25 protein-coding genes and 1 tRNA gene are annotated in these 23,426 nt (G+C 66.9%); 11 read left to right on the top strand and 15 right to left on the bottom strand.

The genetic code is table 11. The features are described from left to right. On the top strand, nt 1-1,431 hold the full coding sequence (locus D6860_RS22600; RefSeq protein WP_076622798.1) for a sulfotransferase family 2 domain-containing protein: 1,431 nt from the start codon (nt 1-3) through the stop codon (nt 1,429-1,431). 229 nt (nt 1,432-1,660) lie between these two features. Here D6860_RS22600 and D6860_RS22595 read toward each other — a convergent pair whose 3' ends face one another. The 6 genes from D6860_RS22595 to D6860_RS22570 form a co-directional block, all read right to left on the bottom strand. Then, nucleotides 1,661-2,125, bottom strand: a complete 465-nt coding sequence (locus tag D6860_RS22595) for a PTS sugar transporter subunit IIA (RefSeq protein WP_076622797.1) — start codon at nt 2,123-2,125, stop codon at nt 1,661-1,663. Between the two features lie 54 nt (nt 2,126-2,179). Then, nucleotides 2,180-2,743, bottom strand: coding sequence for a ribosome hibernation-promoting factor, HPF/YfiA family (gene hpf, locus D6860_RS22590; RefSeq protein ID WP_076625283.1), 564 nt, complete (start codon nt 2,741-2,743; stop codon nt 2,180-2,182). Nucleotides 2,744-2,997: 254 nt separating this feature from the next. After that, nucleotides 2,998-3,756 carry an LPS export ABC transporter ATP-binding protein gene (gene lptB / locus D6860_RS22585; protein ID WP_017467719.1) on the bottom strand — a complete coding sequence of 253 codons (759 nt, stop codon included), beginning with the start codon at nt 3,754-3,756 and terminating at the stop codon, nt 2,998-3,000. A gap of 14 nt (nt 3,757-3,770) precedes the next feature. Beyond that, nucleotides 3,771-4,268: a lipopolysaccharide transport periplasmic protein LptA gene (lptA, locus tag D6860_RS22580; RefSeq protein ID WP_076622796.1), complete on the bottom strand. Its 498-nt coding sequence runs from the start codon at nt 4,266-4,268 to the stop codon at nt 3,771-3,773. A gap of 10 nt (nt 4,269-4,278) precedes the next feature. Further along, a complete protein-coding gene (gene lptC, locus D6860_RS22575) occupies nt 4,279-4,887 on the bottom strand; it encodes an LPS export ABC transporter periplasmic protein LptC (protein ID WP_076622795.1) in 609 nt (202 codons plus the stop codon). Between the two features lie 3 nt (nt 4,888-4,890). Then, a complete protein-coding gene (locus D6860_RS22570; RefSeq protein WP_076622794.1) occupies nt 4,891-5,505 on the bottom strand; it encodes a ribonuclease D in 615 nt (204 codons plus the stop codon). A gap of 968 nt (nt 5,506-6,473) precedes the next feature. Between D6860_RS22570 and D6860_RS22565 the strand changes: the two genes are divergently transcribed. Continuing rightward, nucleotides 6,474-7,163, top strand: a complete 690-nt coding sequence (locus D6860_RS22565; RefSeq protein WP_076625282.1) for a sugar transferase — start codon at nt 6,474-6,476, stop codon at nt 7,161-7,163. Nucleotides 7,164-7,237: 74 nt separating this feature from the next. Here D6860_RS22565 and D6860_RS22560 read toward each other — a convergent pair whose 3' ends face one another. The 3 genes from D6860_RS22560 to D6860_RS22550 all read right to left on the bottom strand — a co-directional run bounded on the left by D6860_RS22560 (nt 7,238) and on the right by D6860_RS22550 (nt 9,868). Next, on the bottom strand, nt 7,238-8,038 hold the full coding sequence (locus D6860_RS22560) for an HTD2 family dehydratase (RefSeq protein WP_076622793.1): 801 nt from the start codon (nt 8,036-8,038) through the stop codon (nt 7,238-7,240). A 126-nt stretch (nt 8,039-8,164) separates the two neighbouring features. Then, the gene (locus D6860_RS22555; RefSeq protein WP_076622792.1) at nt 8,165-8,830 is read right to left on the bottom strand and encodes a YiaD family glycine zipper/OmpA-like lipoprotein; all 666 of its coding nucleotides are present in this window, start codon (nt 8,828-8,830) and stop codon (nt 8,165-8,167) included. A 195-nt stretch (nt 8,831-9,025) separates the two neighbouring features. Further along, nucleotides 9,026-9,868: a methylated-DNA--[protein]-cysteine S-methyltransferase gene (locus D6860_RS22550; RefSeq protein WP_076625281.1), complete on the bottom strand. Its 843-nt coding sequence runs from the start codon at nt 9,866-9,868 to the stop codon at nt 9,026-9,028. 117 nt (nt 9,869-9,985) lie between these two features. On the opposite strand from D6860_RS22550, the gene nth reads away from it, so the two are divergent. The 3 genes from nth (at nt 9,986) to D6860_RS22535 (ending at nt 12,917) form a co-directional block, all read left to right on the top strand. Further along, a complete protein-coding gene (gene nth / locus D6860_RS22545; protein ID WP_076622791.1) occupies nt 9,986-10,630 on the top strand; it encodes an endonuclease III in 645 nt (214 codons plus the stop codon). Next, a complete protein-coding gene (locus tag D6860_RS22540; RefSeq protein ID WP_076622790.1) occupies nt 10,627-11,640 on the top strand; it encodes an adenosine kinase in 1,014 nt (337 codons plus the stop codon). Before nth ends, D6860_RS22540 begins: the two co-directional genes overlap by 4 nt. A gap of 101 nt (nt 11,641-11,741) precedes the next feature. Next, nucleotides 11,742-12,917, top strand: a complete 1,176-nt coding sequence (locus D6860_RS22535) for a S8 family serine peptidase (protein WP_076622789.1) — start codon at nt 11,742-11,744, stop codon at nt 12,915-12,917. Here the strand turns inward: D6860_RS22535 and D6860_RS22530 are convergent. Beyond that, nucleotides 12,877-13,833: an L-threonylcarbamoyladenylate synthase gene (locus D6860_RS22530; RefSeq protein ID WP_076622788.1), complete on the bottom strand. Its 957-nt coding sequence runs from the start codon at nt 13,831-13,833 to the stop codon at nt 12,877-12,879. The genes D6860_RS22535 and D6860_RS22530 overlap by 41 nt on opposite strands. A 120-nt stretch (nt 13,834-13,953) precedes the next feature. On the opposite strand from D6860_RS22530, the gene D6860_RS22525 reads away from it, so the two are divergent. The 4 genes from D6860_RS22525 to D6860_RS22510 all read left to right on the top strand — a co-directional run bounded on the left by D6860_RS22525 (nt 13,954) and on the right by D6860_RS22510 (nt 17,662). Next, nucleotides 13,954-15,654, top strand: a complete 1,701-nt coding sequence (locus D6860_RS22525) for an acyl-CoA dehydrogenase (protein ID WP_076625280.1) — start codon at nt 13,954-13,956, stop codon at nt 15,652-15,654. Beyond that, nucleotides 15,654-16,682, top strand: a complete 1,029-nt coding sequence (locus D6860_RS22520; protein WP_017467911.1) for an MBL fold metallo-hydrolase — start codon at nt 15,654-15,656, stop codon at nt 16,680-16,682. The genes D6860_RS22525 and D6860_RS22520 overlap by 1 nt, the downstream gene beginning before the upstream one ends. A gap of 120 nt (nt 16,683-16,802) precedes the next feature. Beyond that, nucleotides 16,803-16,937 (top strand): aa3-type cytochrome c oxidase subunit IV, encoded by a 135-nt coding sequence (locus tag D6860_RS22515; RefSeq protein ID WP_017467912.1) that lies wholly within the window; start codon nt 16,803-16,805, stop codon nt 16,935-16,937. Between the two features lie 29 nt (nt 16,938-16,966). Then, on the top strand, nt 16,967-17,662 hold the full coding sequence (locus D6860_RS22510) for a hypothetical protein (protein WP_076622787.1): 696 nt from the start codon (nt 16,967-16,969) through the stop codon (nt 17,660-17,662). Here D6860_RS22510 and D6860_RS22505 read toward each other — a convergent pair. The 4 genes from D6860_RS22505 to greA all read right to left on the bottom strand — a co-directional run bounded on the left by D6860_RS22505 (nt 17,647) and on the right by greA (nt 20,292). After that, nucleotides 17,647-17,973: an AzlD domain-containing protein gene (locus tag D6860_RS22505; RefSeq protein ID WP_076622786.1), complete on the bottom strand. Its 327-nt coding sequence runs from the start codon at nt 17,971-17,973 to the stop codon at nt 17,647-17,649. The genes D6860_RS22510 and D6860_RS22505 overlap by 16 nt on opposite strands. Next, the gene (locus tag D6860_RS22500; RefSeq protein ID WP_076622785.1) at nt 17,970-18,674 is read right to left on the bottom strand and encodes an AzlC family ABC transporter permease; all 705 of its coding nucleotides are present in this window, start codon (nt 18,672-18,674) and stop codon (nt 17,970-17,972) included. Before D6860_RS22500 ends, D6860_RS22505 begins: the two co-directional genes overlap by 4 nt. A gap of 118 nt (nt 18,675-18,792) precedes the next feature. Beyond that, on the bottom strand, nt 18,793-19,809 hold the full coding sequence (locus tag D6860_RS22495) for a hypothetical protein (protein WP_076622784.1): 1,017 nt from the start codon (nt 19,807-19,809) through the stop codon (nt 18,793-18,795). A gap of 12 nt (nt 19,810-19,821) precedes the next feature. After that, on the bottom strand, nt 19,822-20,292 hold the full coding sequence (gene greA, locus D6860_RS22490) for a transcription elongation factor GreA (protein ID WP_017468544.1): 471 nt from the start codon (nt 20,290-20,292) through the stop codon (nt 19,822-19,824). A 295-nt stretch (nt 20,293-20,587) separates the two neighbouring features. Between greA and D6860_RS22485 the strand changes: the two genes are divergently transcribed. Beyond that, nucleotides 20,588-22,234 carry an electron transfer flavoprotein-ubiquinone oxidoreductase gene (locus tag D6860_RS22485; protein WP_076622783.1) on the top strand — a complete coding sequence of 549 codons (1,647 nt, stop codon included), beginning with the start codon at nt 20,588-20,590 and terminating at the stop codon, nt 22,232-22,234. A 110-nt stretch (nt 22,235-22,344) separates the two neighbouring features. Then, a tRNA-Ser gene (locus D6860_RS22480) sits at nt 22,345-22,434 on the top strand. 330 nt (nt 22,435-22,764) lie between these two features. Here D6860_RS22480 and D6860_RS22475 read toward each other — a convergent pair. Beyond that, a complete protein-coding gene (locus tag D6860_RS22475) occupies nt 22,765-23,232 on the bottom strand; it encodes a very short patch repair endonuclease (RefSeq protein ID WP_017469008.1) in 468 nt (155 codons plus the stop codon). Nucleotides 23,233-23,426 lie beyond the last annotated feature (194 nt).

The following is a 23,426-nucleotide window of genomic DNA, read 5'->3' as shown; positions in this document are numbered from 1 at the left end:
ATGTCCGACCGCTTCGATTGCTTCGTCGTCTTTGCCGAGATGCGCACCGGGTCGAATTTCCTGGAGGCCAACATCAATGCCTTCGACGGGCTGACCTGCCTCGGCGAGGTCTTCAATCCGCATTTCATCGGCTACCCGAATTCGGAAGAGGTGCTGGGCATCACGCAGGACGAGCGGGACCGCGATCCCGAGCGGCTGCTCGCCCGCATCCGGCAGGCCATGCCCGACGGGATCGGCGGGTTCCGGTTCTTCCACGATCACGACGCCCGCATCCTGCCCGCGGTCCTCGAGGATCCGCGCTGTGCCAAGATCATCCTGACCCGAAACCCGGTCGACAGCTACGTGAGCTGGAAGATCGCCCAGGCCACGGGACAGTGGAAGCTCACCAACGTCAGGAAGCGCAAGGACGCCCGGGTGCGCTTCGACGCCCGTGAATTCGAGGCGCATCTGGGGGCGTTGCAAGACTTCCAGGTGACGCTGATGAACGCCTTGCAGGTGAGCGGGCAGACGGCCTTCTACGTGGCCTACGAAGACCTGCAGGACGTGCAGGTGATGAACGGGCTGGCCCGCTGGCTCGGCGCGCGGTCGCAGCTCGACAGCCTCAACACCGCGCTGAAGCGTCAGAATCCCGAACCGGTCTCGGAGAAGGTGGCGAATTTCGAGGAGATGGAGCGGGCGCTGGCCCGGCTCGATCGCTTCAACCTGGGCCGCACGCCGACCTTCGAGCCACGCCGCGGGCCGGCGGTGCCGGGCTACGTGGCGGCGGCAAAGACTCCGTTGCTCTACATGCCGATCCGCTCGGGGCCGGAAGCGGCGGTGCTCGACTGGCTGCGGGCGCTCGACGGCGTGGAGGACGACGCGCTGCTGCGGGATTTCAGCCAGAAGAGCCTGCGCCAGTGGAAGCGTGCGCGCCCGGGGCACCGCAGCTTCACCGTGCTGCGGCATCCGCTCGCGCGGGCGCACGATGCCTTCTGCAACCGGATCCTGACCACCGGGCCGGGCAGCTACCGCGGCATCCGAAACACCCTGCGCCGGGCGCACAATCTGCCCATCCCCGAGGGCGAGCCCGGCGCGGATTACACGCTCGAGGCGCACCGGGAGGCTTTCACGGCGTTCCTCGGGTTTCTCCGGGCAAACCTGTCGGGCCAGACTGCGGTGCGCATCGACGGGCACTGGGCGAGCCAGGCGCAGGTGATCCAGGGCATGTCGGAGCTGACGCTGCCCGACATGATCGTGCGCGAGGACGAGATGGCGAGCTACCTGCCGGCGCTGGCGGTGCAGGTCGGCCACGACGCGCCGCCCGACCCGGTGCATGTGCCGGTGCGCGCGCCCTTCGGGCTTGCGCAGATCTATGACGACGAACTGGAGCGCCTGGCGCGCGAGGCCTACCAGCGCGACTACGTCATGTTCGGCTTCGACGACTGGATGTGAGGGGAGGTGGGGTGAAAACCCACCCTGCGGCGGCGGCGCTTCGAAACATGGGCATCGGCTGACTGGACGGCCGGAGCAGGGGGCGCTGCCCCCTCTTGGCGCGCTGCGCCAATTCACCCCCGAGGGTATTTGGAAAGAGAAGAAGGACCGGGCGCCGCGCAGTGCCGGCGAGGACTGCGCGCGACGTGGACAAGCGGACCGAGGCGGTCCGCTTTTCGTGGTCCGGGGGTCAGGCCGCTTGCGAGGAGCGGTCGGCCGTCAGGATGGTGTGCAGTGTCGCCGGGTCGGGGTTGGCGCGCAGCTTGTTGCAGAGCGCTGCGTCACGCAGCGTGCGCGAAACCAGCGCCAGTGCCTTGAGGTGTTCGACGCCAGCGTCCTCGGGCGCAAAGAGCGCGAGGACCACATCGACCGGCTGGCGGTCGACCGACTCGAACTCGACGGGCTTTTCCAGCAGGATGAAGACCCCGCGGACCTCGTCGATGCCGGATATGCGTGCATGCGGCAACGCGACCCCGTGGCCGACACCGGTCGGTCCGAGGCTTTCGCGTTCCATCAGCGCCTCGACCACCGCGGCGGCCGGAAGCCCATGTGCGCTTTCGGCCAGTTCCGCGATGTCATGCATCAGGCGCTTCTTGCTGCTTGCCGCCGCAACGACCTTGACCGCTTGCGGTTTCAGAAGTTCCAGAAAGGTCATGGACCGCCTTTCACTGTCTGCTCAAGGGCGCGGGCCGTCGCGGCGACGATCTTCTTACGGATCGATCCAGCCGATGTTGCCATCGTCGCGGCGATACACGACGTTCACGCCATCCTTCTTCTCGTTGCGGAAGACCAGCACGGGCGCCCCGGCCAGTTCCATCTGCATCACGGCTTCGCCCACCGTCAGGGACGGGATTTTCGTCTCCATCTCGGCGACGATGATCGGCTGCAGCGAGTCCGGCTCGTTGTCATGGGACTCGGATTCGCCGGCGAGGATATACGAGGACGCTCCGAAGAGTTCAACGGGCTGTGCGCGTTCCTTGTGATGGTCTTTCAGGCGGCGCTTGTAGCGGCGCAGCTGCTTGTCGACCTTTTCGGAGCAACCATCGAAGGAGCTGTAGATCTCGGTCGCCTTGTCCTTGGCCGAAGAGGTCAGGCCTGTGGACAGGTGCACGGTTACTTCGCAGATATACTCGTGTGCGCTCTTGGAAAAGGTGATCTGGGCATCGGTCGGCCTGAAGGCGTATTTCTCGATCACCGCGTCCAGCTCTGTCTTGACGTGAGTCTGGAGGGCTTCACCGATATCGATCTGCTTTCCCGTGATCTGGTAGCGCATGGTCATTCCTTCTCTTCTTTGGACCCGTCACCCCTGCTGCCGTTTGCCGGCAGGCTCGATGTGGTGGCGGATCAGGGGAGACGCAAGGCAGATGCACTTGACGCCCGTCCTTCCCTCTCCTCGGGGGCGCTTGAAAACGGGCATGCATGGATGCGCTGCGTCATGTCCTTATTTGACGTGAGACTCGGCGGTTCTGTCAATGATCTGTCGCAAACGCCGGATCGAAAACGCGGGCAGGCCGCGCGTCATCGGTGTCACCCGATCCGGAAGTTCTCGCCCAGGTAAACCCGGCGCACGTTTTCGTTCTGCACGACCTCGGCGGGGGTGCCGGACATCAGCACCTTGCCGTCGTGCAGGATGTAGGCGCGGTCGACGATCTCGAGCGTCTCGCGCACGTTGTGATCGGTGATGAGCACGCCGATGCCGCGCTTCTTGAGGTCGGCGACAAGGTGCCGGATGTCGCCGACGCTGATCGGGTCGACACCGGCGAAGGGTTCGTCGAGCAGCAGGTAGCGGGGATTCGCTGCAAGGCAGCGGGCGATCTCGACGCGACGGCGTTCGCCGCCCGAGAGCGCCAGCGCGGGCGCGCGGCGCAGGTGTTCGATCGAGAACTCGCCCAGCAGCTCCTCGAGCCGTTCACGACGACGGTGGCGGTCGGTCTCGGCGATGTCGAGCACCGAGGCGATGTTGTCCTCGACCGAGAGGCCGCGGAAGATCGACATCTCCTGCGGCAGGTAGCCGATCCCGAGGCGCGCGCGGCGATACATCGGCAGCCAGGTGGCGTCGCGCCCGTCGATGGTGACCTGTCCGCCCTCGGGGTTCACGAGCCCCGCGACCGCGTAGAAGGTCGTGGTCTTGCCCGAGCCGTTGGGACCGAGAAGCGCGACCACTTCGCCGCGGTCGAGATCGAGCGTGACGTCGCGGATCACCACGCGCTTGCGGTAGCTCTTGCGCAGGTGGCGCACGCGCAGGCCGCTGTCGCCTTCGGTCACGGTCAGGTCGGGGCGGGTCATCCGGGATCCTGCTCTTACTGGTCCTGGCCGCCGGAGCCCTGGTTGATCACGGTGCGGACGCGCCCCTCCATCTGGGCGGTCCCGTCCTCGAGGTTGACGACCATGCGCTCGGAGGTGAGGGCGTTGTCGCCCTGCGTCAGAAGCACGTTGCCGGTCATCACGACGGTGCCGGTGTCGATGCTGTAGTCGGCGTTCTCGGCCTCGGCGGCCTCGTCGCCGTTCACCAGCGTGACGCCGCCGCTCGCTTCCATCCGGTCGATGCGGTCCTGCCCCTCGGCGTAGACGATGAGGACGCGCGGCGCCGCGAGCCGCATCTCGCCCTGGCCGATGACGACGTTGCCGGTGTAGAGCGCGGTGCCGTCGGACTGGTTCACCTGCAGCTGGTCGGCGGTGACCTCGACCGGCGCGCTGGTGTCCTGCTGCATGCCGCCAAAGGCCACCTGGGCCCCCTGCGCCAGCGCCGGTCCGGAGAGCAGGGTGAGGAGGACGGCGGCGGTCAGACTACGGAACATGAGGCACCCTTCATGGATCTTTCGGGTCGTATACCAGCTTTACGCCGTCCGTGAAAAGCAGTTGCACGTCGTCGCCGGCGTCGTTCGCCGTGATGGTGAGCTTGCCGGCGGTGAACCGCCCGGCCGGGCCGGTGCCGCTGACCGGGGCGAGCGTCTCGGCCTCGATCCTGTCGAGGGCGGTGAGAAGCCGCTCGGTGTCGATCTCGTAGCCGGTCGAGCTGGTGATATGCACGCGGCCCTGAAGGTCGGCGGACTTGTCGTCGTCGTCGACCACGGCGGTGTCCGAGCGCAGGCCGATGCGGCTGCCATCGGTCAGGTCCATGGAGGCGTCGAGCGAGAGCGCCCTGACCCGCGAGAGCGCGCCCTCGATCGGTTCGGCACTTTCGGCGGTCAGCGTCAGCCGGTCGCCATCGGCAGTGGTGCCGGCGAAATAGGGCGCGACGATCTGTTCGCGGGCGCCGTCGCCCCCGGACTCGCCCTCGATATAGGGCAGGCGGTTCACCGGCTCGCTGGTGCGCGGCAGCAGGAACAGCGTCGACAGCATGATGAGCGCCGCGAGCGGCAGCAGGATCTTCAGCCAGCCGATGACATGGGAATATGTGTCTCCGCGCGGTGCCATGGGTCAGGCATGCGCGAAGATGTCTGTGTCGGGCCAGCCTTCGAGATCGAGCAGCGAGCGGGTCGGCAGGAAGTCGAAGCAGGCCTGCGCCAGCGCGGTCCGCCCCTCGCGCGCGAGCATCGCGTCGAGCGCGGTGCGCAGCCGGTGCAGGTGCAGCACGTCCGACGCCGCGTAATCCAGCTGCGCGTCGCTCAGCGTGGCCGCGCCCCAGTCGCTCGACTGTTGCTGCTTCGAGATGTCGACGCCAAGCAGTTCCTGGGTCAGTGTCTTGAGTCCGTGGCGGTCAGTATAGGTGCGCACCATGCGGCTGGCGATCTTGGTGCAGTAGACCGGCGCCGCGAGCGCACCGAAGGTGTTGTACATGGCGGCGATGTCGAAACGGCCGAAGTGGAAGAGCTTCAACACGGTTTCGTCGCGCAGCAGCCGGCAGAGGTTCGGGGCTTCGGTCTGGCCGCGCGCGATCTGCACGAGATGCGCGTTTCCGTCGCCGCCGGACAGCTGCACGACGCAGAGCCGGTCGCGGTGCGGGTTGAGGCCCATGGTCTCGCAGTCGATCGCCACCTCCGGGCCGAGGTCCAGGCCATCGGGCAGATCGCCCTGGTAGAGATGGTTCGCCATGGCGCAGGCTCCTTTCGCGCGAAACGTCATGCCGGGAATAGGCAAGCGAGGGTCGTCATGCAACTGAGGAAGGGCCGCAGCTCTTAGCGCAGTGGCAAGGATTGTGGCTCGATTCGGGGCGAATGTGGCCAGCCAAGGGCATGGGGCGGGCCTCAATTGGACCTGTTGGTCGCAAATTGTGTCAATTTGAAATATTACGTTACAAGCGTCGCTCACTCTTAGCGTGTCGCGATGAGGCCCGGCGTGAGAAGCGGCGCCGGTTGCTCCTGTCCAGGCCAAGGAGCGGAGGAACCGACGCAGACCGGCGAGGCAAATGGTTGAGCCCGGCCTGACGGCGGGACACGAGGGGCAACCATTGTTTCCGTTCCTGCTGAAGAGCGGAAGATGGATTGATTCAATAAGCGGCGGGCACTTTCAATCCGATCTGAAGTGGAGACAGTATATAATATCTTGAAAGGATTGTTCCCATTTTGAATACAATCAAGGCGGGAAAGTCTTTCGAATTGTTTACGGGTGATTTCTTGATGGATTCAATCATTTTTCTGAATAAGGAGCCTTCTCCGCTGGGCGTTCATGTCTCTCTTAAAAAGAGATTTTCTGGTCCTAATTCTCATTATGGGTGTGGTTGCCTCAAAGCGGTTCTCCGAAAAGAAGATCAACCCAGAGATGTGATCAAAACGCTTTGTTGACGGTTAAAAGTTTCGGTGCGTATGAAGTTGTATCGAGCAGAAAAACATAATTTCGTCACACTATGGCACTTGGGGGTTGGTGCTTCCACCTGGGAGTAACGGTAAGGCTGCTGCGAACCGAACGGTTCTGAAAACCTGACATTCCGACCGAATTGCACGGATTATTCGTGTCCCGTTCTGCTCAACGGCAGAGCGCCCGGATGCTGCATGTTTCTTCGTTCGGCGGTGCTGCGCTGCCTGTCCCGATATTTCGTCGATGCACGCCTCTGGGAGGTCCATTTGACACTACATGTTCGCCAGCCGCTGCCGACGGCGGAATTTGAAAAGCTGATTGATGACGCACTGTCACGTGCGCCCGGGTCCGCCTTCTATCGCAAAGCTGCCAAGCGCGTGCTCGACGTCGCGCTTGTCGTCATCGGCGCGCTGCCGGTGTGCCTCATGACACTGATGCTCGCGGCGCTTGTGGCGCTCGACGGACATTCGCCGTTCTACCTGCAACAGCGGCTCGGTCGCGACGGTCGGGTCTTCCGGATGTGGAAGCTCCGGTCGATGGTGGTCGATGCCGATGCACGGCTCGAGGCTTACCTTGCCAGTGATCCGGAGGCGCGCAAGGAGTGGAACCGCACCCAGAAATTGCGCCGGGATCCCCGGATCACGCCGATCGGCCGTATCATCCGGAAGAACTCGCTCGACGAACTTCCCCAACTCTGGAACGTGCTGCGCGGAGACATGTCGCTGGTCGGACCACGCCCGATGATGGTCGAGCAGCGCGACATCTATCCCGGCACCGCCTATTACGCGCTCAGACCCGGCATCACCGGGCTGTGGCAGACCTCGGTCCGCAACGAGTCGAGCTTTGCCGAACGCGCCGGGTTCGACGCCGACTACCTTCGCAAGCTGTCGTTCCGGACCGATGTGGTGCTGCTGCTCAAGACGATCCGGGTGGTCATGCGCGGCACCGGCTGCTGAGCGGCACCGCCTGAGCAAGGCGCCTGTGAAGGGAAGCGCGCCCCGCTTCGGCGGGGCCGTCGCGTTTGCGGGGATCAGTAAACCAGCTCTGCATTCATGCACTGGCGTCCGTCCGCGCCGCGGATCCAGGCGGAGGACCCCTTGAGGCAGAGCGTCACCGTCTCGCCAAGCACCACGGGTGCCGACGCGCGGAACGTGAAGCCCCGCAGCGGCGCGCGCTCCTCGGCCATCAGCATCAGCAGCTGGGCGAGCAGCGGCCCGTGTACGACCGGGGCAGGGTAGCCTTCGACCTCGCGGCAGTAGTCGGCATCGTAGTGGATGCGGTGGCCGTTGAAGGTCAGCGCCGAGTAGCGGAACAGCTGGGTGCTGTCGAAGGCGGCGTGGCGGGCCTTCTCCTCGTCGGTGCGTGCCCGGGGCGGCACTGGCTGCCTGCCATCGGGTGCCGGGTCCTCGCGGTAGACGAGATCCTGCCGGTCGACGACGCAGAGCGTGCCGCCCTGCCGGACTTCGTGGCGCAGCGTCACGAAGCCGAGTGGCCCGCTGCGCCCGGTCTTGCGTGTCACGTTCTCGCAGACCGAACGTTTCTCTGCCGCGATGCCGGCGCGCAGCGGCGCGTGGAACCGAAGCTCTCCGCCGGCCCACATGCGGCGCGGCAGCCCGAGGTCGGGGATGAGGCCGCCGACCCTGGGGTGTCCATCGCGTCCGAGCGCCTCGGGCGGCTGCGCGTCCCAGAAGTGCAGCTGGTGGAAGAACGGCGGCAGCGGGTCGCCTTCGGACAGGCGCTCGGGGCGCCCCAGGGCGATCAGCAGCGCGTTGGCGCGCGCCGGGTCCATCACGTCGGTCTGGCGGATGTCGTGCAGGGGGCGATCTGTCATGGCGGTCCTCCTTGGCGGTGATCTATCTCACCGGGGGCGGGCCCGGTCCAGCCGCTGCAAAGAGAAAGCGCCGCGGGCGGGCCGCGGCGCTTCGACGTGTTCCTTGTGCCGGTCCGGCGAAGCGGATCAGGCGTTGGGCAGGATGACGATCTCGACCCGGCGGTTCTGCTGCTTGCCCTCGGGCGTCAGGTTCGACGCGACGGGCTGGTCCTCGCCCCGGCCGATGGCCTGCAGGCGGCTGGAGGACACGCCCTCGGCCTGCAGCAGGCTCGACACGGCCTGCGCGCGGCGCAGCGAGAGGCTCTGGTTGTAGGCGGCGGCACCGTCGCTGTCGGTGTGGCCGACGACCTGCACGGTGGTGTTCGGGTAGTCGAGCAGCGACCGGCCGACGGCGCGGATGTCGCCCTGCAGGTCCGACCGCAGCGTCGCGCTGTCGGTGGCGAAGAGGATGTCCTGCGGCATGGTCACGATCAGCCGGTCGCCGGTGTTGTTGATCGAGACGTTGTTGCCGAGCTGCTGGCGCAGTTCCGCTTCCTGCTTGTCGAGCTGGCTGCCGATGACACCGCCCGCGATGGCACCCGCGGCGGCGCCGGCAAGGGTGTTCTTCACGCGGTCGTCGTTGTTGCCGCCGATGGCACGGCCGGCGACGGCGCCGCCGAGCGCGCCGAGAAGGATGCCCTGGTTGGTGTTCTTGTTGGGGTTGTTCTCGTTGAACATCTGGTTGTCGGCGCAGGCGCTGAGCGTCATTGCGGCGGCAAGCGAGAAAATAAGGGGGGTCCTGGCCCGGATCATGGTGTGCCTCGTTCCTGTGTTGGCCCCTGGCGGGGTCTCCTCCTGATGTATAGCGGGACCATGCCTGTCGCCAACATCCGTGTCACGCGGGAATCGGCGGGAGTCTGCCCATCGTGATCACGGTCCGGGGTCTGTGGGCCGAAGGGCGGGGTGGCCGTCGCGTAAGGCCGTGATCGTACCTTGCTCTCCGGCGGGTCACGCCTCGAGCCGTGCCGTCTCCCACGCGAGGATGGCGCGCTTCACCGGCAGGCCCCAATGGTAGCCACCGAGTCCCCCGGACTTGCGCAGCGCCCGGTGGCAGGGAATGAGCAGCGAGATCGGGTTGCGCCCCACGGCGGTGCCGACGGCGCGCACTGCTTTCGGGTTGCCGACCGCCTGCGCGATCTCGGAATAGGTGGTGACATGGCCCGAGGGGATGCGCATGAGCGCCTCCCAGACCTTGATCTGGAACGGCGCGCCGATCAGGAACAGCGGCACCTCGCCCCGCTGCGCTCCGAAGGCGCGGGCCGCCCAGCCGGCGAGCGCGCCGGGGTCCTCGATGTAGGTGGCGTCGGGCCAGCGGCCGCTCAGGTCGGCCATGGCCTCGGCCTCGCCGGTTTCCGCAGCGAAGCCGATGCCGCAGATGCCGCGGTCGGTGCCCATCACAAGCGCCGGGCCGAAGGGGCTGTCGAACCAGCCCCAGCGGATGGTCAGCCCGGCGCCGCCCCGGGCGAAGGCTCCGGGGCTCATCGCCTCCCAGCGGAGGAACAGGTCGTGCAGCCGGCCGCCGCCGGAAAGCCCGGTCTCATGCGCGGTTTCGAGCGTGGTGAAGCGTTCTTCGAGCAGTGCCTTGGCGTGGCCGAGCGTCAGGTACTGCTGGAACCGCTTGGGCGAGACCCCGGCCCAGCGCGAGAACAGCCGCTGGAAATGCGCCGGGCTCATGTCCATCCGTGCGGCCAGATCCTCGAGCGTCGCCTGCGGGCCGGCGGTGTCCACCGCGTCGATGGCGCGCCGTATGACGTCGTAGTGATAGCCGCTCTCGTCGCGAATTCCGGGCATCTGCATTCCCTCAGCTCTGCCGGTGTTTCCGGCCCGTGGTCCCTTTTTCTAGACAAATGCGCGCGACAGGCGACCCGAATGTTGCGCATCCCGCAACCGGCGGGCATTAAACGCGGGATGGCCAAGCAGCTCGATTATCACACCCTGCGGGAGATCTTCACCCGCTTTCAAGACGCCGAGCCCGAGCCCAAGGGCGAGCTCGAGCACGTCAACGCCTACACGCTGGTGGTGGCCGTGGCGCTTTCGGCGCAGGCGACCGACGCCGGGGTTAACAAGGCGACGCGCGAGCTGTTCAAGATCGCCGACACGCCGGAAAAGATGCTGGCGCTGGGCGAGGAAGGCGTGATCGAGCATATCAAGACGATCGGCCTCTACCGCAACAAGGCGAAGAACGTCATCAAGCTGTCGCGCATCCTGCACGAGGACTACGGCGGCGAGGTGCCGTGTTCGCGCGCCGCGCTTCAGGCGCTGCCCGGCGTCGGGCGCAAGACGGCGAACGTCGTGCTCAACATGTGGTGGCGCTACCCGGCGCAGGCCGTCGACACCCACATCTTCCGCGTCGGCAACCGCACCGGCATCTGCCCGGGCAAGGACGTGGTCGCCGTCGAGCGCGCCATCGAAGACAACATCCCCGTGGATTTCCAGATGCACGCGCATCACTGGCTGATCCTGCACGGGCGTTACACCTGCGTCGCGCGCAAGCCCAAGTGCCAGGCCTGCCTGATCCGCGACCTCTGCCAGTTCGAGGACAAGACACCATGACACTCAACCCGCAACACGCGACCAAGAAGTATCAGGTCGTCGGCATCGGCAACGCCATCGTCGACGTGCTCACCCGCTGCGACGACAGCTTTCTCGATCACATGGGGATCGAGAAGGGCATCATGCAGCTCGTCGAGCGCGACCGCTCCGAGCAGCTTTTCGGCGCCATGTCCGACCGGGTGCAGGCGCCGGGCGGCTCGGTGGCGAACACCATCGCCGGGATCGGGGGCCTTGGCCTGCGCACCGGGTTCATCGGGCGGGTGCATGACGACGCGCTGGGCCAGTTCTATGCCGAGGCGATGGAGAAGGGCGGCACCGATTTCGTCAACCCGCCGGTGCCGGGCGGCGAGCTGCCGACCTCGCGCTGCATGATCTTCGTCTCGCCCGACGGCGAGCGGTCGATGAACACCTACCTCGGGATCTCTGCGGAGCTGGGCCCCGAGGATGTCTCGGACGACGTCGCGCACCAGGCCGAGATCGTCTTTCTCGAGGGCTATCTCTTCGACAAGCCCAAGGGCAAGGACGCCTTCACCCGCATGGCCCGCAGCTGCCGCGCGGCGGGCGGCATGGCCGGCATCGCGATCTCGGACCCGTTCTGCGTCGAGCGTCACCGCGACGACTTCGTGAAGCTCATCGCCAACGAGATGGACTACGTCATCGGCAACGAGGCCGAGATCCGCTCGCTGTTCCAGGACGACAACCTCGACAAGGATCTTGCGCGGGTGGCCGAGCTTTGCCCGCTGGTGGTCTGCACCCGCTCGGGCGATGGCGTGAGCATCATCCACGAGGGCACGCGCATCGACATCCCGGTGACCAAGATCGTGCCGGTCGATGCCACCGGCGCGGGCGACCAGTTCGCCGCGGGCTTCCTCTTCGGTCTCGCCACCGGCGCCGACATGGAGACGGCGGGCCGCATGGGCACCGTCGCCGCCACCGAGGTCATCGGCCACATGGGGCCGCGCCCCGAGGCCGACCTCAAGGCGCTGTTCCGCCGCAACGGCCTGCTCTGAGGTCGATTTCACGCTGCATTCACGCGGTCCCGCTTCGGGGCGGCGTGGCTTGTATGTAACCTCGTGTCCGTTGGTCCCTGACCGCTGATGCGAGCCGTTGAATGTTCCTTCTCCTGCGCGATGCGAGCATGGCCGCCGCGAGGCGACGCGCCGTGGCGCCGCCTCCGGCGCCTGTGCTCGAGCTGGCGGCGCTTGATGCGCGGGGGGTGCGGGACGCGGTGCGCGATCCCTCGATCCGGGCCATCGCGCGGGCGATGCCGACCCGGCTCGTGGCCCCGGAGCCGCTCGACGACGTGCGTGCCGAAGACGCGGCACCCGGTTGGGGGCTGGTCGCCTCGGGCGTGTCCGCCAGCCCATGCACCGGCGCGGGCGTCCGCGTGGCGCTGCTCGACACCGGCATCGACCGGGCGCACCCCGCGTTTCTCGGTGTTGCGCTGACCTGCCGGGACTTCGCGGGCACCGGGATCGACGATGCAAACGGGCACGGCACCCATTGCGCCGGCATCGTTCTCGGCCGCGAGGTCGACGGCGCGCGGATCGGCGTTGCGCCCGGCGTGACCGACGCCCTGATCGGCAAGGTTCTGGCCGACGACGGGCGCGGCAGGTCCGAGGGGCTGCTGCGGGGGCTGCTCTGGGCGGCGGAGAGCGGGGCCCATGTCGTGGCGCTGGCGGCCCGGCTCGATACGGCGGGGCTTGCCGAAGAGCTCGCGGCCGAGGGCTGGCCGATGGGGCTGGCGGTCTCCGTGGCGCTGGAAAGCCATCGGATGACGCTGCGATTGCTGCACGAGCTGCTGGCGATGCTGGGACAACTGGCCGCCGACCCGGTCATCTGTGCGCCCGCCGGCAACGACAGCCGCCGCACCATCGCGCCCGAGTTCGAGGTGAGCGTGCCGGACGCGCTGACCGGCGTGATCTCGGTGGGTGCGCTGGGGCAGGGGGCGTCGGGACTCGCGCCCGCCCCGTTCTCAAACGCCGCGCCGGTCATGGTGGCGCCGGGCGTCAACGTGGTTTCGGCCGCCGCCGGCGGTGGACTGCGACCGCTCAACGGCACGACCATGGCCTGCGCCCATGTCGCCGGCCTTGCGGCGCTCTGGTGCGAGGCGCGGCGCCCCGGGGCGGCAGCCGCGGGCGCGGCGTTGATGGCCAGTTGCCGGACCGACGGGCTGGATCCGCGCTTTGCGGATCGCTTCGACTGCGGACTCGGGATGCCGCGCGCACCGGCGCGTTCGGAGCCGCTCAGTCGCGCGGGGCGGCGGCGCGGCTCAGCCGGTCGTTGATCGCGACCCCGAGACCGACGTGCGGGATCGGCATGACCGCGATGGTCTCCGCCCCGGTCTCGTCAAGCCGGTGAAGGTATTCGAACAGGTTCGCCGCCGCTTCGACCAGGTCGCCCGAGGGCGAGAGGTTCAGATCGCAGTCGCCCTCGGTCGCGCCGAAGCCGAGCCGGGCGTCGCCGGGCAGCCATTCCGCCGCGTTCAGCCGCACCCGGGCGCTCGGCGCGTAATGCGAGGCGAGCTGTCCGGGGGCCGAGATCTTGTCGCGGTCCTTGCGTTCGAGCACCGGGCGGCCGAGCGCGCGCGAAAGCTCGTCGGGCCCGATGCGGCCCGGACGCAGCAGCGTCGGCTTTCCGGCAAGGCCGAGGATCGTGGATTCGAGCCCCACGTCGCAGCGTCCGCCGTCGAGCACCGCCGCGATCCGCCCGTCGAGGCTTTCGAGCACATGCTCGGGGCGGGTCGGGCTGATCCGGCCCGAGCGGTTCGCCGAGGGCGCCGCCACCGGGCCGCCGAACTCGGACAGAAGCGCACGCGCCACCGGGTTCGCCGGCATCCGCACCGCGAGCGTGTCCATGCCCGCCGTCACCAGTTTCGAGACCGGCGCACCCTCGCGCAGCGGCAGCACCAGCGTCAGGGGGCCGGGCCAGAACGCCGCCGCCACGGTGTCGGCGAGGTCCGACCAGACCACCAGCCGCTTGACCGCGTCGAGATCGGCCAGATGCACGATCAGCGGGTTGAACGAGGGGCGGCCCTTGGCCTCGTAGATGCGCGCCACCGCGCGATCGTTGGTGGCGTCGCCGCCAAGCCCGTAGACCGTTTCCGTCGGCAGCGCGACAAGCTGGCCCTCGCGCAGGATCTGCGCGGCGCGGGCAATGCCCTCGGGGTCAGCGTTCAGGCGCTGGGTTGCGATCTCGCTCATGGTCGTGACGCCGCGTTTCTGTTGGACAGGGGCGCCGGCCCCAGTAGGCTCGCGTCCCGAGAATTGGCGTTCTGACTAGCCGAGCGTCGCGCTGTTGCCAACCGGGATTGGAATTTGTTCATGCCTTATCGCGCCCCTGTTTCAGAATTCGGCTTTCTTCTTGACCACGTCGTCGGGTTCTCCGCCGTGCAGCAGACCGAGCGTTTCGCCGAGGCGACGGACGACACCGTGCTGGCGGTGCTCACCGAGGCCGGCAAGATGTGCGACGAGGTGCTCGCCCCGCTGCAGCGCAACGGCGACCTGCATCCGGCGGTTCTGGAAAACGGCGTCGTGCGCGCCTCGCCGGGCTATGCCGAAGGCTACAATGCGATTGCCGAGGGCGGCTGGGTGGCGATTACCGCCGACCCCGAGCACGGCGGCATGGGTCTGCCCCTGACGGTGGCGACCGCGGTCAACGAGATGATGTCGGGCGCTTGCCTTTCGCTGCAGCTCAACCCGTTGCTCACGCAGGGCCAGATCGAGGCGCTCGAGCATCACGCCGACGACGCGATGCGCGCGCTCTACCTGCCGAAGCTGATCTCGGGCGAATGGTCGGGCACGATGAACCTCACCGAGCCGCAGGCGGGTTCGGACGTCGGCGCGCTGTCGTCGAAGGCGGAGCCGAAGGACGACGGCACCTATGCCATCACCGGGCAGAAGATCTACATCTCGTGGGGCGACACGGATTTCGTCGACAACGTGTGCCACCTCGTGCTGGCGCGGCTGCCCGACGCCGCACCGGGGACCAAGGGCATCAGCCTCTTCATGGTGCCGAAATACATCCCCGATGCCGATGGCAACCCGGGTGTCGCGAACAGCCTGCGGGTCGTCAGCCTCGAGCACAAGATGGGCCTGCACGGCTCGCCGACCTGCGTCATGTCCTACGAGGGCGCGACCGGCTGGATCGTGGGCGAGCCCGGCGGCGGCATGAAGGCGATGTTCACCATGATGAACAACGCCCGCCTCGGCGTCGGCGGTCAGGGCGTGGGCGCGGCGGAGGGCGCCTACCAGCTCGCGCTGGCCTTCGCGGGTGAGCGCAAGCAGGGCAAGACCCCCGAGGGCACGATCATCGGCCACGCCGACGTGCGCCGGATGCTCGCCACGATGAAGGCCGACGTCTTCACCGCGCGCGCCATCGCGCTCGACTGCGCGGTCGCCATCGACATGGGTCGCGCCACCGGCGAGCCCGAGTGGCAGGCGCGCGCGGCGTTCCTGACGCCCATCGCCAAGGCCTTCGGCACCGACACGGGCTGCGCGGTCTCGGAGATGGGCGTGCAGGTGCATGGCGGCATGGGCTACGTCGAGGAAACCGGCGCGGCGCAGTATTATCGCGACGTCCGTGTCACGGCGATCTACGAGGGCACCAACGGCATCCAGGCAATGGATATGGTCGGCCGCAAGCTGATGGACGGCGGCGAGGCCGCGAACCGCCTGCTCGACGAGATCGAGGCCTTTGCCGACACTGCCAAGACCACGCTGCCGGATCTGGCCGAGGCCGTCTGGGATGCGGCTGAATCGCTGCGAGAGACGACCGACTGGCTGGTGGCGCAGCCGATGGCCGACCGGTTCGGCACCGCCGTGCCCTATCTGCGCGCCTTTGCCCGTGTCCTCGGCGGGCATTATCACCTGCGCGCCGCGATGGCCGACCCCGAGGGCGCCCACGGTCGCCTTGCGCGGTTCTACATCACGCGGATGCTGCCCGAACACGCGGGGCTGCTTGCCCATGTCCGCGCCGGCGGCGAGGGCCTCATGGAGATCAGCCCCGACGACCTCGCGGCCTGATGACGCGCGGCATCCGTTACCCGCACGCGCAGCCCCCCGAGGAGGGCGAGGCGATCGAAGTGGCAGAGGGCGTGCTCTGGATGCGCCTTCCGCTGCCGATGGCGCTGGATCACGTCAACGTCTACGCGCTCGATGACGGCGAGGGCTGGACCATCGTCGACACCGGGTTTTCCTCGCGCCGGACGCGGGCGATCTGGGAGCGATTGCTTGCGGGGCCGTTGGGCGGCAAGCCGGTGCATCGGGTGCTGCTGACCCACCACCATCCGGACCATGTCGGGCTGGCGGGCTGGTTCCAGGAACGCGGCGCCGAGCTTGTCACCACGCGCACGGCCTGGCTGTTTGCGCGGATGCTGCTGCTCGATGCGCAGGAGCATCCGACCGAGGCGCAGCTCACCTACTGGCGCCGCTGCGGAATGGCGCCGGATATCCTCGAGAAACGGGCGAACGAGCGACCCTTCAACTTCGCCGACTGCGTCTGGCCCATGCCGCTGGGGTTCACCCGTATCCGGCAGGGCGTCCGTATCCGCGCGGGCGGGCGCGAATGGGACGTTCACATCGGCAACGGCCACGCTCCGGAACACGCGACGCTCTGGTCGCGGGACGACGACCTCGTGATCTCGGGCGACCAGATTCTCTCGACCATCAGCTCGAACATCGGCGTCTACGCCACCGAGCCCGAGGCCGATCCGGTGGGCGACTGGCTCGAAGCCTGCGAGCGCCTCTCCGAGCTGGCACGACCGGAGCATCTGGTGCTCGGCGGCCACAAGCTGCCGTTCACCGGACTGCCCTTCCGCATGGCGCAGCTCATCGACAACCACCATTCGGCGCTCGACCGGCTGCACGGATTCCTTGGCGAGCCGAAGGCGGCGGGGGACTGCTTCCCGGTGCTCTTCAAGCGCAGCATCGGCGGCGGGGAATACGGGCTCGCGCTGGTCGAGGCGATGGCCCACTGCCTGCACCTCTGGCACGAGGGGCGCGCCACCCGCAGCCTGCGCGACGACGGCGCCTGGCTCTGGCAGGCGGCCTGAGCTGCTGGCGGGGCTGCGGCAAAAAGATACCCGGATGCCATTTGTTTGGGCGGTGACAGCGCCTCGGAAATCGGCTAACCAGTCTTCCGGAGGACATTTTCCACAGGGACGGAACACACGATGGCTGAACACAAGCACGGCAGCATGGACATCACCGAGCAGGAGAAGACCTTCAACGGCTTCGTCACTTTCACGATCCGCACGGTCGTGGTGATCCTCGTTCTTGTGGTCCTTCTCGCGATGTGGAACGGCTGAGGCATCTTCCTCAGCAGGAGCTTCTCTCCATGACTATCCGAGCCGCGGTTTGCGCCGCCCTTCTGGCGGGCCTGTCGCTCGCGGGCTGCACCACGCCGAGTGCGCATGCGCCGAACGCGACCCCGCAAGAGGTCGCGGCGGCGGCCTATCGCCACGACGGCCCGCCGGCGATCACGCTCTACACGATGATCAACAACAACAGCGAGGCAGGCGCGCATTCCAGCATCATGATCAACGCGCCATCGCAGCGCGTGATCTTCGATCCGGCCGGCTCGGTGCGCGCGAAATATCTCGTGGAGTCCGATGACGTGCTCTACGGCATCACGCCCCGGATCGAGGATTTCTACGAGCGCGCCCACGCCCGCGAGACCTATCGCGTGCGCATCCAGCGAATCGAGGTGCCGGCCGACGTGGCCGAGCGCGCATTGCAGATCGTCGAGAACTACGGCGCCGTCGCGCAGACGCAGTGCACCGTGGCGACCTCGGGGGTGCTGTCACAGCTTCGCGGCTTCGAGCAGATCAACCGGACGTGGTTCCCGAAGAACCTCGCCGAACAGCTTGCCGAGATGCCCGGGGTGACCGAGCGCGTGGTCCGCGAGAACGACGCCGACGACAAGAGCGTCGCCATCTCGGAGTTCGGGACGGAACAGGCCACCATGGATTCCCAGGGGCAATCCGGTGCGCAGACCCAGGCTCAGGTGCAGCAGGGTCAGGCGGTCCAGTAAATCCCGCCGAACAGCACGATGCCGCCAAGAACCATCGCGGCCAGCGGGTTCTTGGCGAAATATCCCACCAGAAGCGTGACCGCAGCGGCGGCAAGGCGGACCGGATCGGTCTGCCCGTCGGTCGCGTTCGGCCAGATCACCAGCGGCGCGATGAGCGCCGGCAGCACCGCGACGGCGGTGTAGCGCAGGTGGCGCATGATCCACCCCGGGATCGGACGGTCTCCGACGAGCCCGAGGAACACGAAGCGCAGGCCGAAGCTGCCCAGCCCCAGCCCGATGATGACGATCCAGAGATCCGTGCGGTCGATCATGCGGTGCCCCTCCGGCGTTCGATTTCGGCGCCCACGGCCATGCCCAGGCCGGCGGCGATCAGCAGCCCGAGGTTGTAGGGCAGGAAGGCGAACAGCAGCGCCGATACCGATGCCACGAGCGCGGCGGCGATGTGCGCGCCGGTGCGCAGCGCCGGGCCGATGAGCGCGATGAAGGCGATCGGCATGGCGAAGTCGATGCCCATCTCGATCGGAATGGCGCCGCCGAGGCTGGCGCCGACGATGGTGAAGACATACCACATCGGGCAGATCGGCGTGACCGTCCCGAAGAAATAGGCGAACTTCTCGGCGTTGCTCAGGTCGCGCCGCTTCTCGAACTCGACGACCGAGAGCGCGTAGGTCTGGTCGACGAGGAAATAGGCGGCGAGGCCGCGCTTCCACAGCGGCAAATGCCCGAGGTAGGGCGTGAGCGAGGCCGAGTACATCGCCATCCGCAGGTTTACGGCCAGCGACGAGGCCAGCACCACCACCAGCGGCACGTTGTCCTGCAAGAGCTGCAGCGCGGTGAACTGCGAGGCCCCCGCGATGACCGCAACGGAAAAGGCGAGCGCCTCGGCGACGTTCAGCCCGGCCTCGGAGGCGAGCACGCCGAAAAGCATGGCGAAGGGCACGATCACCAGCAGGAATGGGGCCGCGTCGCGCACGCCTTTCCAGTAGTGTGTCCTGAGATTGCGTCCCGCCATGGCGTGCTCCGAAGAAGGGGTCGCAGCAGCCGTATCCAAGCGCCGGGCCAGATGCAATTGCCGGCGGGGCGGGGCCGGCGCGCTGGCCGTGCGCGCAGGGCGCACAGCCGGAATTGCATCAGTCGAAGGTGCCGGCCACCCGTCCGAGCAGCATGAAGGCCCGCGAAGAGCGGGTATTGGCCAGCTCGGATATCTCGGTGTCGCTGGCCACGGGTGCGAAGCGGGCCACCGCCTTGTCGAAGAGCCGCAGGAAATGATGCGCGGCATCGCGGAAGATCGGATCCTGCTTCATCCGGCCCGCCGTCAGTGCCAGCGAGGAGCGATCACGTACACCGCCGAGCGCCGCGATGGACCGCCCGCGCTCGCCTTCGGCGAAGGCGCGCCAGATCTCGGGCCGTGCCATGTCGGGCTGCAGGTCGTCCATGTAGATGCCGTCCTGGCTGAGCAGGGTCAGCACGTCCTGCGCAGCCTGGATGAGCTGCGCCGCCTGCCGGTCCTTCAGGGCCTTGCGCAGTGCGTTGAAGCCCACCTGGTCCTCGGCGGTCTCGGGGAAGTTCAGCGCCCGGATGAAGTCGTCATTGGCGAGCGGCGGCTGCAGTGCCTCGGCCGGCGTTCCGAGCGACAGCCGGGGCTGGTCGTCCGCGCCGGTCGTCTCCGGCGCCGGGGCCGGGGCGGGGGCCGACGCCTGTGCCGGGGCGGTGGTGCGGTCAGAGCCCAGCAGCGCCAGCGCGGCCTCGGTCTTGCGCTGCGCCGCCGCGATCTCGTCGAGCTTCTTGGTGATCGTGCCCGAGGCCGGATCGGAGCGCCCGGCCTGCGCCTGCGAGATGTAGGCGTTCCGGATCGCGTCGATCGCCGACTGGAGGCGCTGGCTTTCCTCGCGCATCACGCGGCTGGCCTTCGCCGCGGTCGCCGCCACCCAGATCAGGGCCACCGGCATGAAGACCACCATGATGGTCAGCACGAAACGCAGCCCGTCGGTGCCCTCGCTCTCGTAAAGCGTGAAGAAGGCGCCCGAAAGCACCAGCCAGCCAAGGCTCAGCCCCGCCGCGGCGATTTCGATACCGGTAAGACCGGCCTTGCCGGGGCGGTCGTAGATGCCCAGCGGCGTGGAGCGGCTGTCGTTGCTGTCGGCCATCTGGCGTGGACCTTACTTGTAGACGATGCTGAGGATCTCGTAGCTCTTCTCGCCGCCGGGCGTGCGGACCTCGACGCTGTCGCCCTCTTCCTTGCCGATGAGGGCACGGGCAATCGGCGACTTGATGTTGAGCAGGCCCTTCTCGATGTTGGCCTCGTGCTCGCCGACGATCTGCCAGGTCTTCTCCTCGTCGGTGTCCTCGTCGGCGACGGTGACGGTCGCCCCGAACTTCACCGCGCCGGACATCTTGGTCGGGTCGATGACCTCGGCAAGCCCCATGATCGACTCGATCTCCTTGATCCGGCCCTCGATGAAGCCCTGCTTCTCGCGCGCCGAATGGTATTCGGCGTTCTCCTTGAGGTCGCCGAGCTCGCGCGCTTCCGCGATCGCCTGGATGATCGCCGGGCGCTCTTTGGACTTGAGCTGTTTCAATTCGGTCTCGAGCGCGGTGTAGCCCGCGCGGGTGATCAGTATCTTTTCCAAGGAGGGCGCTCCTGAACGAACGGTTCGTGCATGTCAGTCTGAGTAACGCACATAACGTGTCGCACCGCCCCTTCGTCAAGGGCTCAGGGTGGCGGAGCGCCGCCGTTTTCAGGCCCGGGCTCCGAGTCGCCCTGGGGTTCCATGCCGCCTGCGGGGCATCGCGACATCCTGCGGGGATGATCGGAATTGGTCGCATGCAGACCGTGCGACGCCGTGTTTTTATTGACCTTCGCCGCGCTGCCGCGCTACCCCGGAGCGAAAGAAAATTTCGTATGAATCCAGCAGAGGGGTCGGCATGGCCGAGATCGAGCGCGAGTCGATGGAATATGATGTGGTGATCGTGGGCGCGGGGCCGGCAGGCCTGTCCGCAGCGATCCGCCTGAAGCAACTCGATGCCGGGCTCGAGGTGGTCGTGCTCGAGAAGGGCTCGGAGGTGGGGGCGCATATCCTGTCCGGGGCGGTGCTTGATCCCTGCGGGCTCGATGCGCTGATCCCCGACTGGAAGGAAAAGGGCGCCCCGGTCACCGTTCCCGTCAAGGAAGACAAGTTCTACCTCCTCGGCGAGGGCGGCAAGGTGAGCATCCCTCACTGGCCGATGCCGCCGTTCATGTCGAACCACGGCAACTACATCGTATCGATGGGCAACGTCTGCCGCTGGATGGCGGAGCAGGCCGAGGCGCTCGGCGTCGAGATCTTCCCCGGCATGTCCTGCTCCGAGCTGGTCTACGGCGACAACGGCGAAGTGCGCGGCGTGGTCGCGGGCGAGTTCGGCAAGAATCCCGACGGCACGCCCGGCCCCGGCTACGAGCCCGGCATGGAGCTGCTCGGCAAGTATGTCTTCCTGTCCGAGGGCGTGCGCGGCTCGCTCTCGAAGGAGGTGATCGCGAAATACGACCTCTCCGCCGGCAAGGAGCCGCAGAAGTTCGGCCTCGGCATGAAGGAGATCTGGGAGATCGACCCCGAGAAGCACCGCGAGGGCCGGGTCGAGCACACGATGGGCTGGCCCCTGGGCGGCAACGCCGGCGGCGGTGCCTTCATCTACCACCTCGACAACAACCAGGTCTACGTGGGCTTCGTGGTTCACCTGAACTACAAGAACCCGCACCTGTTCCCCTACATGGAATTCCAGCGCTTCAAGCATCACCCGCACGTCGCCGAGCTGCTCGAGGGCGGCAAGCGCGTGGCTTACGGGGCGCGGGCGATCTCGGAAGGCGGCTACCAGTCGATGCCGAAGATGGTCGCGCCGGGCGTGGCGCTGCTGGGCTGCTCGGTCGGCATGGTCAACGTGCCGCGCATCAAGGGCAACCACAACGCCATGCTCTCGGGCATCGCCGCGGCCGAGGCCGCTTGCGAGGCGCTCAAGGCGGGTCGCGCGTCCGACGAGCTTGACGCCTACGAGACCGAGGTGCGCGATGGCGCGATCGGCAAGGACCTCTGGAAGGTGCGCAACGTCAAGCCGATGTGGTCGAAGTGGGGCCTAGCCGGGTCGCTGACGATGGGCGGGCTCGACATGTGGACCAACCAGCTGGGCTTCTCGCTGTTCGGCACGGTGGGGCATGGGAAGTCCGACGCGGAGGCGACCGAGCCCGCGAGCCACCACAAGCCGATCGACTACCCCAAGCCCGACGGCAAGCTGTCCTTCGACCGGCTCACGAACGTGTCGTTCTCGTTCACCAACCACGAGGAAAGCCAGCCCTGTCACCTGCGTCTGAAGGACGAGTCCGTGCCGGTGGTGGTGGATTACACCAGTTACGCGGGCCCCTCGCAGCGCTACTGCCCGGCCGGCGTCTACGAGTTCCTCGAGACCGATAAGGGGCCGGAATTCGTGATCAACTTCCAGAACTGCGTGCACTGCAAGACCTGCGACATCAAGGATCCGGCGCAGAACATCAACTGGACGGTTCCGCAGGGTGGCGACGGCCCGAACTACCCCAACATGTGATCGCGTCTCACGGTCAGAATTCGCGCGAAGCCCCGGCATTGTCCGGGGCTTCGATTTATCGGGGTTTTCCTCCTTGCAACCGGGTCGCCTGTTCCGCTAAAGGGGTCGGCGGAGAGGTGGCCGAGTGGTCGAAGGCGCACGCCTGGAAAGTGTGTAGGCGGGAAACCGTCTCGAGGGTTCGAATCCCTTCCTCTCCGCCACTTGCCCTCGCGAAAGCGTTCTCCCGATCCAGTTGCTGCCGGATTTTTCCGTTGTATTCAGGGGTTATGCGCGGTTGGCTGTTGACTGCGGTGGCGGCCCGAAGACCCAAAGTCACTCTCTGAGGGCCGATATTCTCCGGACCTCATGACTGCACAAATTTGGTGAATTGGTTGCAAGTCACTGAAATAAAATGCCTTTGCGGAGTCCCTGGCTAAACACTTCGACGCCAGTGGCATGCGCAAGGAGACACTCAGATCGAACATTCAACGGACACATCATACCCTGCAGGGCTGCACCAATCAGCTGGACGACCTGACATCTTCGTCTTCTCACGTGGGTGGCGAGATCTCGCGCCCGCCGAGCTCGAGCGTGTCAGTTTCGGAGAGCAACCATGTTGAAAGCTGGTCGGCCGCTGCCGCGATCTGCTCCGGCTTTCGAAGGGTACACTCCCAGATCGTCGCGACGCGCCAGCCTGCTTCGAGCAGCGCGGTCCGAACGGCGCTGTCCCGCGCAACGTTCGCGGCGAACTTCACCTCCCAGAATCCGGTGCGCGTCTTGGGGTTGGTTGCGTAGCGGCATCCGGCATGCCGATGCCAGAAGCAGCCGTGCACAAAGACGACTGCGCGGTACTTTGGAAAGACCAGGTCGGGGTGCCCCCTGAGCCCGCGTACGTGCAGTCGGTAACGGAACCCTCTTGAGTGTAGTGCTCTGCGAACTGCGATCTCAGGGGCGGTATCCTTCTGCCCGATACTCGCCATGATACGAGAGCGTGTCAGCGGATCGACCACGTCGGTCATTGCTTAGACTTTCACTCGGCATTAGCTTGAGTAAAGAGCCTATAGCAAACCCGCCTTATGAACAACGCGACCTGGCCACCGTGCCTGAAGCACGCACTTAGGCTAGGAAAGCAGTATCGAGCGAGAAAGACAAAGATCAATGCCGTTTAATAAATTCCCGGGCTCTGTTGCACAAATCGGCTGATGGCCGAAGT

It is taken from the genome of Salipiger sp. D13 (assembly GCF_003703915.1).
Lineage (GTDB): Bacteria > Pseudomonadota > Alphaproteobacteria > Rhodobacterales > Rhodobacteraceae > Salipiger > Salipiger profundus.
This window is presented reverse-complemented; position numbering and strand designations above follow the sequence as displayed.